The 13,299-nt window shown below is 67.5% G+C and carries 7 protein-coding genes; 2 read left to right on the forward strand and 5 right to left on the reverse strand.

What is annotated here, in order from left to right; genetic code table 11:
* Positions 1–203: 203 nt before the first annotated feature.
* Together rpoB and OG624_RS24120 are read left to right on the forward strand one after the other, a co-directional pair.
* Positions 204–3,686, forward strand: coding sequence for a DNA-directed RNA polymerase subunit beta (gene rpoB / locus OG624_RS24115; protein ID WP_030388877.1), 3,483 nt, complete (start codon positions 204–206; stop codon positions 3,684–3,686).
* A gap of 97 nt (positions 3,687–3,783) precedes the next feature.
* Positions 3,784–7,683, forward strand: coding sequence for a DNA-directed RNA polymerase subunit beta' (locus OG624_RS24120; protein ID WP_030725970.1), 3,900 nt, complete (start codon positions 3,784–3,786; stop codon positions 7,681–7,683).
* Positions 7,684–7,752: 69 nt separating this feature from the next.
* Here the strand turns inward: OG624_RS24120 and OG624_RS24125 are convergent, their stop codons facing one another.
* Genes OG624_RS24125 through OG624_RS24145 form a run of 5 tightly spaced genes read right to left on the reverse strand, consistent with a single transcriptional unit; the run spans position 7,753 to position 13,241 of the window.
* Positions 7,753–8,715, reverse strand: coding sequence for a M48 family metalloprotease (locus OG624_RS24125; protein WP_371588284.1), 963 nt, complete (start codon positions 8,713–8,715; stop codon positions 7,753–7,755).
* A gap of 27 nt (positions 8,716–8,742) precedes the next feature.
* On the reverse strand, positions 8,743–9,237 hold the full coding sequence (locus OG624_RS24130; RefSeq protein ID WP_371588285.1) for a Pycsar system effector family protein: 495 nt from the start codon (positions 9,235–9,237) through the stop codon (positions 8,743–8,745).
* On the reverse strand, positions 9,234–10,355 hold the full coding sequence (locus OG624_RS24135; RefSeq protein WP_371588286.1) for a hypothetical protein: 1,122 nt from the start codon (positions 10,353–10,355) through the stop codon (positions 9,234–9,236). The genes OG624_RS24130 and OG624_RS24135 overlap by 4 nt, the downstream gene beginning before the upstream one ends.
* Before the next feature lie 13 nt (positions 10,356–10,368).
* Positions 10,369–12,495: a hypothetical protein gene (locus OG624_RS24140; protein WP_371588287.1), complete on the reverse strand. Its 2,127-nt coding sequence runs from the start codon at positions 12,493–12,495 to the stop codon at positions 10,369–10,371.
* Positions 12,492–13,241 (reverse strand): hypothetical protein, encoded by a 750-nt coding sequence (locus OG624_RS24145; protein WP_371588288.1) that lies wholly within the window; start codon positions 13,239–13,241, stop codon positions 12,492–12,494. Before OG624_RS24145 ends, OG624_RS24140 begins: the two co-directional genes overlap by 4 nt.
* Positions 13,242–13,299: the final 58 nt, after the last annotated feature.

The raw sequence follows: 13,299 nt of genomic DNA on the forward strand, positions 1-13,299 counted from the left end.
TCAGTGAGCCGAGTGGCTACACTGACCCTTTGCGCTGCCTGTTAGCTGTCCCCTGCCCGTCGCCAGGGACATGCCCACGCTTGAGCACACTTGATTGATCCACCCTGACCTGGCCTTTTCGGTTGGATTCGGGGGGCTTGTCTTCTGTGTCTGCTGGGACCGGTACGCGCGTAGTGAGTCCGAGCCCTCGGAAGGACCCCCTCTTGGCCGCCTCGCGCAACGCCTCGACCAATACGAACAACGGTGCCAGCACCGCCCCGCTGCGCATCTCCTTTGCAAAGATCAAGGAGCCCCTCGAGGTTCCGAACCTCCTGGCGCTGCAGACCGAGAGCTTTGACTGGCTTCTCGGCAATGCCGCCTGGAAGTCTCGCGTCGAGTCGGCGCTTGAGAGTGGACAGGACGTCCCCACCAAGTCCGGTCTGGAAGAGATCTTCGAGGAGATCTCGCCGATCGAGGACTTCTCCGGGTCGATGTCGCTGACCTTCCGCGACCACCGTTTCGAGCCGGCGAAGAACTCTGTCGACGAGTGCAAGGAGCGCGACTTCACGTACGCGGCTCCGCTGTTCGTCACTGCCGAGTTCACGAACAACGAGACCGGAGAGATCAAGTCTCAGACGGTCTTCATGGGCGACTTCCCGCTCATGACCAACAAGGGCACCTTCGTCATCAACGGCACCGAGCGTGTCGTCGTGTCGCAGCTTGTCCGCTCCCCTGGTGTCTACTTCGACTCCTCCATCGACAAGACGTCCGACAAGGACATCTTCTCCGCCAAGATCATCCCTTCCCGGGGTGCCTGGCTGGAGATGGAGATCGACAAGCGCGACATGGTCGGTGTCCGCATCGACCGCAAGCGCAAGCAGTCCGTCACCGTCCTCCTGAAGGCTCTCGGCTGGACCACCGAGCAGATCCTCGAGGAGTTCGGCGAGTACGAGTCCATGCGCGCAACCCTGGAGAAGGACCACACCCAGGGCCAGGACGACGCGCTGCTCGACATCTACCGCAAGCTGCGCCCGGGCGAGCCGCCGACCCGCGAGGCCGCTCAGACGCTGCTCGAGAACCTCTACTTCAACCCGAAGCGCTACGACCTCGCCAAGGTCGGCCGCTACAAGGTGAACAAGAAGCTCGGCGCCGACGAGCCGCTCGACGCCGGTGTGCTCACCACCGACGACGTCATCGCGACCATCAAGTACCTGGTCAAGCTGCACGCCGGCGAGACCGAGACCACCGGTGAGTCCGGCCGTTCGATCGTCGTCGAGACCGACGACATCGACCACTTCGGCAACCGTCGTCTGCGCAACGTCGGCGAGCTCATCCAGAACCAGGTCCGCACGGGTCTGGCTCGTATGGAGCGCGTCGTCCGCGAGCGCATGACGACCCAGGACGTCGAGGCCATCACGCCGCAGACCCTGATCAACATCCGGCCGGTCGTCGCCTCCATCAAGGAGTTCTTCGGCACCAGCCAGCTGTCGCAGTTCATGGACCAGAACAACCCGCTCTCGGGCCTGACCCACAAGCGCCGCCTGTCGGCGCTGGGCCCCGGCGGTCTGTCCCGTGAGCGGGCCGGCTTCGAGGTCCGTGACGTTCACCCGTCGCACTACGGCCGCATGTGCCCGATCGAGACCCCTGAAGGCCCGAACATCGGTCTGATCGGCTCGCTCGCCTCCTACGGTCGCGTCAACGCGTTCGGTTTCGTCGAGACCCCGTACCGCAAGGTCATCGACGGTGTCGTCACCGACGAGGTCGACTACCTCACGGCCGACGAGGAAGACCGCTTCGTCATCGCCCAGGCCAACGCCGGCCTGTCCGAGGACATGCGCTTCACCGAGAACCGCGTGCTGGTGCGTCGTCGTGGCGGCGAGATCGACTACATCGCCGGTGACGACGTCGACTACATGGACGTCTCCCCGCGCCAGATGGTGTCCGTCGCGACCGCGATGATCCCCTTCCTGGAGCACGACGACGCCAACCGTGCCCTCATGGGCGCGAACATGATGCGCCAGGCCGTTCCGCTCATCAAGGCGGAGGCCCCGCTCGTCGGCACCGGCATGGAGTACCGCTGTGCGGTCGACGCCGGTGACTCGATCCGTGCGGAGAAGGACGGTGTCGTCCAGGAGGTCTCGGCCGACTACATCACCGTCGCCAACGACGACGGCACGTACACCACGTACCGCGTCGCCAAGTTCTCCCGCTCGAACCAGGGCACCTCGGTCAACCAGAAGGTCATCGTCAACGAGGGTGACCGGATCATCGAGTCCCAGGTCCTCGCCGACGGTCCCGCGACCGAAGAGGGCGAAATGGCCCTCGGCAAGAACCTGCTCGTCGCGTTCATGCCCTGGGAAGGTCACAACTACGAGGACGCGATCATCCTGTCGCAGCGCCTCGTGCAGGACGACGTCCTCTCCTCGATCCACATCGAGGAGCACGAGGTCGACGCCCGTGACACCAAGCTGGGCCCCGAGGAGATCACCCGGGACATCCCGAACGTCTCCGAGGAGGTCCTCGCCGACCTCGACGAGCGCGGCATCATCCGCATCGGTGCGGACGTCGTCGCCGGCGACATCCTGGTCGGCAAGGTCACGCCCAAGGGTGAGACCGAGCTGACCCCGGAGGAGCGCCTGCTCCGCGCGATCTTCGGTGAGAAGGCCCGCGAGGTGCGTGACACCTCGCTCAAGGTGCCTCACGGTGAGATCGGCAAGGTCATCGGTGTCCGCGTCTTCGACCGCGAGGAGGGCGACGAGCTTCCTCCGGGCGTGAACCAGCTGGTCCGCGTCTACGTCGCCCAGAAGCGCAAGATCACCGACGGCGACAAGCTCGCCGGCCGCCACGGCAACAAGGGTGTCATCTCCAAGATCCTTCCGATCGAGGACATGCCCTTCCTGGAAGACGGCACGCCGGTCGACATCATCCTCAACCCGCTGGGTGTCCCGTCCCGAATGAACCCGGGACAGGTCCTGGAGATCCACCTCGGCTGGCTCGCCAGCCGCGGCTGGGACGTCTCCGGCCTGGCCGAGGACTGGGCCGAGCGTCTGAAGGTCATCGGGGCCGACCGTGTCGAGCCCGGTACCAACGTCGCCACCCCCGTGTTCGACGGTGCCCGCGAGGATGAGCTCGCCGGCCTCTTCGAGCACACCATCCCGAACCGCGACGGTGACCGCCTGGTCCTCCCGTCCGGTAAGGCGCGCCTGTTCGACGGCCGCTCCGGCGAGCCGTTCCCGGACCCGATCTCGATCGGGTACATGTACATCCTCAAGCTCCACCACCTGGTCGACGACAAGCTCCACGCTCGGTCGACCGGTCCGTACTCGATGATCACGCAGCAGCCGCTGGGTGGTAAGGCGCAGTTCGGTGGCCAGCGCTTCGGTGAGATGGAGGTGTGGGCGCTCGAGGCTTATGGCGCCGCTTACGCCCTCCAGGAGCTGCTGACCATCAAGTCCGACGACGTGACCGGCCGCGTGAAGGTCTACGAGGCCATCGTCAAGGGCGAGAACATCCCCGAGCCGGGCATTCCCGAGTCCTTCAAGGTGCTCATCAAGGAAATGCAGTCGCTCTGCCTCAACGTGGAGGTGCTGTCCTCGGACGGCATGTCCATCGAGATGCGCGACACCGACGAGGACGTCTTCCGCGCGGCGGAGGAGCTCGGTATCGACCTGTCCCGGCGCGAGCCGAGCAGCGTCGAAGAGGTCTGACGGGCCTGACGGGGGGCTCGCTCAAGAGCCCCCCGTCATCCCCGGGACCGTTCAGACCATGATTGAGACTCGACCCCGAAAGAGGGATTGACGCACAGTGCTCGACGTCAACTTCTTCGACGAGCTGCGGATCGGCCTTGCCACCGCGGACGACATCCGAACCTGGTCGCACGGCGAGGTCAAGAAGCCGGAGACCATCAACTACCGCACCCTCAAGCCCGAGAAGGACGGACTCTTCTGCGAGAAGATCTTCGGTCCTACCCGGGACTGGGAGTGCTACTGCGGCAAGTACAAGCGTGTCCGCTTCAAGGGCATCATCTGTGAGCGTTGTGGCGTCGAGGTCACGCGCGCCAAGGTGCGCCGTGAGCGGATGGGCCACATCGAGCTTGCCGCTCCCGTCACCCACATCTGGTACTTCAAGGGCGTCCCGTCGCGCCTCGGATACCTGCTGGACCTCGCGCCGAAGGACCTCGAGAAGGTCATCTACTTCGCCGCGTACATGATCACGTTCGTCGACGACGAGCGTCGCACCCGCGACCTCCCGTCGCTGGAGGCGCACGTCTCCGTCGAGCGCCAGCAGATCGAGAACCGCCGTGACGCGGACCTCGAAGGCCGGGCCAAGAAGCTCGAGACCGACCTGGGCGAGCTCGAGGCCGAGGGCGCGAAGGCCGACGTACGCCGCAAGGTGCGCGAAGGTGCCGAGCGTGAGATGAAGCAGCTCCGTGACCGCGCCCAGCGCGAGATCGACCGCCTCGACGAGGTGTGGGCCCGCTTCAAGAACCTCAAGGTCCAGGACCTGGAGGGCGACGAGCTCCTCTACCGCGAGCTGCGTGACCGCTTCGGCACGTACTTCGACGGTTGCATGGGCGCCGCCGCGCTGCAGAAGCGCCTGGAGTCCTTCGACCTCGAGGAGGAGGCCGAGCGCCTCCGCGAGATCATCCGTACCGGCAAGGGCCAGAAGAAGACCCGTGCGCTCAAGCGCCTCAAGGTCGTCTCCGCGTTCCTGCAGACCAGCAACAAGCCCAAGGGCATGGTTCTGGACTGCGTGCCGGTGATCCCGCCGGACCTGCGTCCGATGGTGCAGCTGGACGGTGGCCGCTTCGCGACCTCCGACCTGAACGACCTGTACCGCCGCGTGATCAACCGCAACAACCGTCTGAAGCGTCTCCTCGACCTCGGTGCCCCCGAGATCATCGTGAACAACGAGAAGCGCATGCTTCAGGAGGCCGTGGACGCCCTCTTCGACAACGGTCGTCGTGGTCGTCCGGTGACCGGTCCCGGTAACCGTCCCCTGAAGTCCCTCAGCGACATGCTGAAGGGTAAGCAGGGTCGATTCCGTCAGAACCTTCTCGGTAAGCGTGTGGACTACTCCGCGCGTTCCGTGATCGTCGTCGGTCCGCAGCTGAAGCTGCACCAGTGCGGTCTGCCCAAGGCCATGGCGCTGGAGCTCTTCAAGCCGTTCGTGATGAAGCGCCTGGTCGACCTGAACCACGCGCAGAACATCAAGAGCGCCAAGCGGATGGTCGAGCGCGGCCGCACGGTCGTCTACGACGTCCTCGAAGAGGTCATCGCCGAGCACCCGGTTCTGCTGAACCGTGCGCCCACGCTGCACCGCCTCGGCATCCAGGCCTTCGAGCCCCAGCTGGTCGAAGGCAAGGCCATCCAGATCCACCCGCTCGTCTGCACCGCGTTCAACGCGGACTTCGACGGTGACCAGATGGCCGTGCACCTGCCGCTCTCCGCGGAGGCTCAGGCCGAGGCCCGCATCCTGATGCTGTCCTCGAACAACATCCTCAAGCCGGCCGACGGCCGTCCGGTCACGATGCCGACCCAGGACATGGTCCTCGGTCTGTTCTTCCTGACCACCGACGGTGAGCTCCGTGACACCAAGGGCGAGGGCCGCGCGTTCGGCTCCACGGCCGAGGCGACCATGGCGTTCGACAACGGCGAGCTCGCGCTCCAGTCGTCCGTCGACATCCGCTTCCCGGTGGGCACCATCCCGCCGCGTGGCTGGGTGGCGCCGGTCGCCGAAGAGGGCGAGCAGGAGTTCCAGCCGGGCGACAGCTTCCGTCTGAAGACGACCCTGGGTCGCGCGCTCTTCAACGAGCTGCTGCCCGAGGACTATCCGTTCGTCGACTACTCGGTGGGCAAGAAGCAGCTCTCCGAGATCGTCAACGACCTGGCGGAGCGCTACCCCAAGGTCATCGTGGCGGCGACGCTCGACAACCTGAAGGCGGCCGGCTTCCACTGGGCGACCCGTTCGGGCGTCACCGTGGCCATCTCCGACGTCGTCGTGCCCGAGGCCAAGAAGGCCATCGTCGCGGGCTACGAGGCGATGGACGAGAAGGTCCAGAAGCAGTACGAGCGCGGTCTGATCACCAAGGACGAGCGCACGCAGGAGCTCATCGCGATCTGGACCAAGGCGACCAACGAGGTTGCCGAGGCGATGAACGCGAACTTCCCCAAGACGAACCCCATCTTCATGATGGTTGACTCGGGTGCCCGAGGAAACATGATGCAGATGCGACAGATCGCCGGTATGCGTGGTCTGGTGTCGAACGCGAAGAACGAGACCATCCCGCGTCCGATCAAGGCGTCCTTCCGTGAGGGCCTCACCGTTCTGGAGTACTTCATCTCCACGCACGGTGCCCGTAAGGGTCTGGCGGACACCGCCCTGCGTACCGCCGACTCGGGTTACCTGACCCGTCGTCTGGTGGACGTCTCGCAGGACGTGATCATCCGCGAGGAGGACTGTGGCACCGAGCGCGGTCTGAAGCTGAAGATCGCCGTTCGCGGCGAGGACGGCGTGCTGCGCAAGGCCGACGACGTCGAGACCTCGATCTACGCCCGCATGCTGGCCGAGGACGTCGTCATCGACGGCAAGGTCATCGCGCCGGCCAACGTCGACCTCGGTGACGTGCTCATCGACGCCCTGGTCGCCAACGGCGTCGAGGAGGTCAAGACCCGCTCGGTCCTGACCTGTGAGTCCGCGGTCGGCACCTGTGCCTTCTGCTACGGACGCTCGCTCGCCACCGGCAAGCTGGTCGACATCGGTGAGGCGGTCGGCATCATCGCCGCCCAGTCCATCGGTGAGCCCGGTACCCAGCTGACGATGCGTACCTTCCACACCGGTGGTGTGGCCGGTGACGACATCACGCAGGGTCTGCCGCGTGTCGTCGAGCTCTTCGAGGCCCGTACCCCGAAGGGTGTCGCCCCGATCTCCGAGGCCGCCGGTCGCGTGCGGATCGAGGAGACCGAGAAGACGAAGAAGATCGTCATCACGCCCGACGACGGCAGCGACGAGACGGCGTTCCCGATCTCGAAGCGCGCCAAGGTCATCGTGCACGAGGGCGACCACGTCGAGGTGGGCCAGAAGCTCACCATGGGTGCCACCAACCCGCACGACGTGCTGCGCATCCTCGGTCAGCGTGCCGTCCAGGTCCACCTGGTCGGCGAAGTCCAGAAGGTCTACAACTCGCAGGGCGTGTCGATCCACGACAAGCACATCGAGATCATCATCCGGCAGATGCTGCGCCGCGTGACGATCATCGAGTCCGGCGACGCGGAGCTCCTGCCGGGCGAGCTGGTCGAGCGGTCGAAGTTCGAGACCGAGAACCGTCGTGTGGTCACCGAGGGCGGTCACCCCGCCTCCGGCCGTCCGCAGCTGATGGGTATCACCAAGGCCTCGCTGGCGACGGAATCCTGGCTGTCGGCCGCCTCCTTCCAGGAGACGACCCGAGTCCTGACGGATGCGGCGATCAACGCCAAGTCCGACAGCCTCATCGGCCTCAAGGAGAACGTCATCATCGGTAAGCTCATCCCGGCCGGTACGGGCCTCGCCCGCTACCGCAACATCCGGGTCGAGCCCACCGAAGAGGCCAAGGCAGCGATGTACTCGGCCGTCGGTTACGACGACATCGACTACTCGCCCTTCGGCTCCGGCTCCGGCCAGGCTGTCCCGCTGGAGGACTACGACTACGGCCCGTACAACGGCTGAGTCGCAGAAGAGCAGTAACCGCAGGGCGGTCACCCGAGAGGGTGGCCGCCCTGCGGCGTTCCCGGAACCTCACAGGTACTTCCGCAGGTGGTGGAGCCGGGTGCGGTGGTCGGGGTGGTGGGACAGCAGCCGTGAGGCCGCAGGGAAGCGCCCGGTTCCGCGGGCCGGGTCGGGATGGCTGTCTTCCTCGGCGATGGACTGTTCCAGGAGCCTGGCCAGCACCGGTGCGAAGCCGAGGCCAGCGGCGTGAGCGTCGGCCCGCAGTTCGGCCCGCCGGCCGACCGCTGCCGTCAGGTAGGGCAGCGCTGGCAGCAGGAGCGGAAGGCCGTAGGTCGCCTTCGCGGTGATGACGGTCAGATAGGCCACGAGCACCAGCAGCAGCCCCCAAGCGGTGATCGACGCCCCGCGCGCAATCCGGACCAGCCTCGGCTTCACGAGGGCGAGCGCCCGCCACACGAGGCGCCCGGGAACCGTGTACCACCATCCGAGCAGCCCCGACCAGGAGTGACCGCTCGTGTGGTGTCCCAGCTCGTGGGCGAGTACGGCGGCCAGCTGGGAGGTGGGCAGATCCTGCAGTGCCCGCCTGGTGACGGCGACGATGTGTCCGGCGGCGGCGAGGGCGTTCAGGTCGTCGCTGTCCTCGATCCACAGCTCGTACCGGCTTCCGTCCACTCCGGCCCGGGCCGTGACCTCGCGCCATACGGGGGCCAGGGTGGTGAGTTCGGCGGGGAGTGGGCGGTGCAGGTGCAGTACGTGGCGGGCCAGCAGTGCTTCGGTAGGACGGTGGAAGGCGAGCACCCCGGAGGCCGTCCACAATGCGGTGGGGAGCCAGACGGGGACGCCCAGCCACGCGTTGAACGCCAAGGCGACTGCCAGGACCAGCGAGAGGCTGAGTAGGAACGCCGGCAGGTGCAGGGCAAGCCCGAGCCACACGGTGTGGTCGGTTCGGCGCTGTCGGGCCCGGTAGATGACCCGGGTACCGGAGACGTGCCGGTATTCGAGGTCGTCCGGCGAAACAGGAGAGTCGGGCATACGAGGCCTCCACGGGCTGGATTCGGGTCAGCCGAGAAACAGGGCGGCAGGCAGCAGTAGCGCGCCGGAGCCGTAGGCGAGCAGGCCGATGCGGATCCACTGGTGCTTGCGGACCGCGATCCGGCTGTTCGCGGCCAGCGCGGCACGCACCGCGCTTCCCGGGTCGTGACCGGTGTCGGCGAGGGCTTCGAGGAGACGGCCCTGCCGGTCGGCGGAACGGATGTCACCGAAGTAGGCGAGCGGACTTCCGGCCCGCCAGTCCGAGCGCAGTGACCGGGGCAGTACGGCGAGAAGCAGGGCCAGCAGGGCCAGCGCGAGGGCCGCCGCACCGGCCCACCAGAGCGCCGCACCTGAGCCCGAGAGTGAACCGGGGGAGCGGTGCGGCCCGGACAGTTGCGCACTCACCACACCGACGGTCATCCCGAGGGCTCCGACGAGCAGGGCCGCTTTGCTGTCGGCGCGGGCGACCTCGACGCGCAGGTCGGCGAGGAGCCTGTCCGCTGCTTCGTCCGCGGGGTTCACCGGGGCTCTTCTGGAGCGGTGGTATCCGGAGGAACGACCGGCTGCCAGGCGGGTGTGTCCACCGCCGCAGGCTGCGGGGGCAGATACGGGAGATCGGGCTCCGTGCGGGACTCGGTGGCCTGCTCGGCCACCGTCTTCCCGGAGCCCTCCTCGATGGGCACATGCCTGCCGAACACGGCGCTGAAGGCCTCGATCGCGAGCCGCCGGGGTCCTTCCAACTCGAAGGGTTCGGTTCCCGCCTTGGTCAGCATTTCCTTGATGAGGGCCATTTGAGCCTGCAGGCGTTCGCGCTGCTCCTCGCGGAGACTGCTCATGGCCTTCGCGGAGTCCTGTGGGTGCTGGGTCAGGTGCATGGCCCAGGCGTCGATCCCGCCGCGTGTCAGGTACTCGCGGTAGAAGTCGATCCGCTGAGCCTCGTAACCCTGCAGATCCAGCCGGTGCTGGTGCTGTGTCCGGGCGCGGACGGCCCTTTCCAGGTCGGCGCGGGCGCCGCCCTGCTCGGCCAGGACTTCCTCGGTGGTCGCCTGTTCGATGGCCCGCAGCCGCTGGGCGTGGGCGATGCCCTCCTCGTCACGGCGCAGCCTGATGGTCCACAGAACGCACAGGCCGGCGTCCTCGCCCAGCGGTTTGCCTTCACGAACCAAGGCCAGCACTTCTGCTTCGGCCTCCGCGCTGTCGGCGATGGGGAAGCGGCGAGTGATGGGGCGGGCGGCTTGTTCGAGCTGGCTCAGGAGGAGTCGGGGTACGTCGCGGTGCCCGCTGCGTACGAAGCGGGCCGGGTCGCTGACCTGCCAGTCGAGTTCGACACTCGCCTCGAACTCGTGGGCGTCGTCGATCCCGGGCAGCCGGATCAGGGTTCGTACGGCATGAACGCCCATGTCGACCTCGTAGACCGCGGTATAGCGCCGGGGGACACGGCGAGGTCGGTGCGGCGGAAGGAAGACCTCGAAGGAGCCCTGCCTGGTTGTGTAGACGAGGGTGTGATCGATACGGGTAGGTGAGCTGCCGGTCAGGCCGAGACGGCCCAGTTGGCGAACGGTGACGACAGGATCCCTCAGCGGGGTGTGCCGGTCGGCTTGTTGGTCCCAGTCGGTGGAGCGGTGCAGCGGGCTTCCCATCTCGGTCCTCCTGTCAGGCGTGCGCGCGGGGTCGGGTGAGTGCGGTACGCAACCGGTCCGCGACCCCAGGTCGGGGTCGACCGTCCAGCCCCTGCACGGTGTCGAGCAGGTGGCTGAGGCGTGCCCCGTCGCGAGGGTCGGCGACGATCGAGGGGAGCAGGGCCGAGAGAGTCCGCTCGGTTCCGGGGGCGGAGTCGGCGGCCCGGATCCAGTTCCGCAGTACGTTCTCGGCACGCTCGTTGGCCGTACGGTCGTTGAGCGCGACCCCGAGCAGCCGAGCGATCCGTTCCGCGGCGAGAGGGGAGCGGGCGGCCTGGCCGAGCAACGGCGGGCACGCTGCCGGATCCGGCCGTTCGCAGGCGGTGAGGAACCCGTTCAGGGCGAGCATCCGCGAGGAGACGTGGCCGTCGAGGGCCGCCAGCAGGGCGCTCAGGGCATGTTCGGCTGCCGAGGACAGCAACAGCAGAGCGACGGACTGGGGTAGTTCCGCAGCGACCTGCTGGTCGCCGACCCCGATGCGGGGCTGCTTGAGCTGCTTGTCGTGTTGGTGTCGGGCCTGGGCCCGCAGGGCGGCGAGGGCCTCCGTCGGGCGTTCGGGCCCGATCAGGCCCAAGGCACGGACCGCCACCCAGCAACGCTTCGGATCCTGCGTGGCGGTGCTCCACGTATCGACGATCCGTGGGATGTTCGGGGCCCCGATCCGGTGGGCCAGGGCGAGGGCGCTGACTGCCGTGAGCTGGCGCCGGGATTCCTTCGCTCCCGCCCAGCGCTCGACGATGAGCGCCATGGTGGACGGCAGGTCGGTGTAGGCCAGAACCGCGACCGTGGCCGCCGCCCGGGTACGTACGAAGGGGCGCCCGTCGATGGAAAGGCCGTCGAGCCATTTGATCAGTGCGGGGCGGGCTGCCGGGTGGCCGGTCCAGACCTCGCGCAGCACGACCGGCGCGACGCGCTCGTCGTGGAAGGCGGCCTTGACCTGGGTGACCGGCCCCCATTCGGTCATTTCCCTGTCGGGATAGCGCTTCGCCCGTGCGTTCTGGAGACGCTTGCCGATGTGGGTGCCGAAGACCGGTATCGGTTTCTGGTACTTCTCGTCCCCCGTGCTGCGCAAGGCGGCGTACAGGACATCGCTCAGCTCCGCAGTCAGGGCGTACGGCCCCTTGTCGAACGAGGCAAGGGCGATCAGGAAGGCCTTCTCGCGTAACTGCACCGGAGTCTCGGCCTCCTCGAACCACTCTTGTACCTGTCGTTCCAGAGCGACCAGCGAGTACTGCTTGATCCGTTCCTCGTCGGCCTGCGTGAGGACGGCGACGTAGTGCACGACCTCGCGGATCTGCCGTTCGTGCGAGAGGAACTCGGCGACGGCGGGCAGGGCCAGCAGCCTCTGTGCCCTTGCCTCATCCGTTCTCTTGGGCAGCAGGGACGCGAGGACCGCCGCCGGTTCGGGCGGTATCCAGGCGGCGAGTTCCACGGTGTCCTCGACGTACGGGCTGTGGCCCACTGTGATCACGAGGTACGCCTTCAGCTCCTGCATCCGGCCACGCAGCGCCAGCAGGTGGGCCTCCCGCAGCGGCTGCTCGCGTGAGATGTCCAGATCGCACAGCACAAGACCCACGGCCCCGTCTGTCGAGGTCAGCCGCTGGCTCAGGTCTCCCGGGGTCACCTCACGGTCAAGGGCCCGGACTGGTGTGGCACCGAGACGGTGCAGCAGCATGAGGGCCGCCGTGCGGCGGCCGGTGAATGGATCGCCCGTCAGGACGATCACACGTTCCACCCGCAGTCTGTTCAGCAGCTCGGCGAATGGCGTGCCTTCCGATACGAAGTCGCCGGCGAGCCGTTCCAGGGCCTGTTCCGGGATCTCGCCGGAGACCTGTCCGCCACCGAAGCCGCCGTAGCCGGCGAAGTTGTAGTGGTGCTCGGTCTTGCCGCCCGTGATGATGTCGCCGATGACCTGCTGGGCCGTGACTCCGTGGTTGGTTCCGCGGAAGCGCAGATCCATCGATTCCGGCGTGTGGGCGTACAGGTCCCGGCGGGCGGCCCAGGGCTCCTGAGCAGGCTGATCGGCTTCGTTGGTGGTCTCCTCCGCGGGCGGTGCGTCGGCTTCCGGGTCCGGAGCGCTCTGCGGTGCCTGCGCGCTCACGGGCGCCCGCCCCGGTCGCCGAAGGTGATCCCACCCTCGACGCGGTTGGCGACGACGCCGTTGTTGGTACCTCGGAAGTCGAGGCCGGTGGGGGACGCGGCCGGGGGCTGCGGGACGGTGGGCCGCGGTGCCGGCCGCGGGTCGGACGAGGGCGCGGCAGGCGTAGCCGTCGGGATGGGGCCGTGGAGCCAGGCGTTCAGTGGGCCGTTCTTGCTGGGGACGGTGATCCGGTGGAACTCGTCGCTCGGGATGCCGAGGTGGCCGTGGGCGACGATCCCGGTGTGCACGGACTCCGAGACGCAGAGTGCGTAGTCGTCGGGGCGTTCGCGCAGGGCGGCGCGCAGCGGGTCGCCGTCCAGGAGTCGGCAGGCGTTGTTCAGGTCCGTTCCCACCCAGCCGTCGAACTCGTCGATGTTGACGTAGCCGGTCGCCAGGATTGCGCGGAGGCGGAGCTGCGCGGAGCCCGCGGCGAGCCGGTTCACGGCGTGCAGTTCCGCCGGTGCGTCCCGCAGCAGGGCGCGCAGCAGGTCGGTGAGCGGGACTGCGGGGTCGATCAACTCCATCACCGCATCGCCGCGGTCGGCCCGCCGACGCAGGCTCTGGTCCGCGCCGGCGGACATCAGGACGCGGTCCACGATTCCGAAGAGCATGCGACGGAGGTAGGCCTGCTGGACGTCGTCGCGGTCGCTGTACCGCTCGGTGTCGATCAGGACCAGGTGACGGAAGAGGGGCTGCGGCTGTGTCATGCGAGCAGCGTCGGGCACCCGGACAGGGCTGCGTGAGGGAGGATGACGCACCCCAATG

Origin of the sequence: Streptomyces virginiae (assembly GCF_041432505.1) — a bacterium.
GTDB lineage: Bacteria > Actinomycetota > Actinomycetes > Streptomycetales > Streptomycetaceae > Streptomyces > Streptomyces virginiae_A.

What these genes read in the sequence shown, in the direction of transcription:
- OG624_RS24125 (WP_371588284.1), bottom strand. Translation starts at nt 8,715, where the DNA reads ATGCCCGACTCTCCTGTTTCGCCGGACGACCTCGAATACCGGCACGTC.
- OG624_RS24135 (WP_371588286.1), bottom strand. Translation starts at nt 10,355, where the DNA reads ATGGGAAGCCCGCTGCACCGCTCCACCGACTGGGACCAACAAGCCGAC.
- OG624_RS24145 (WP_371588288.1), bottom strand. Translation starts at nt 13,241, where the DNA reads ATGACACAGCCGCAGCCCCTCTTCCGTCACCTGGTCCTGATCGACACC.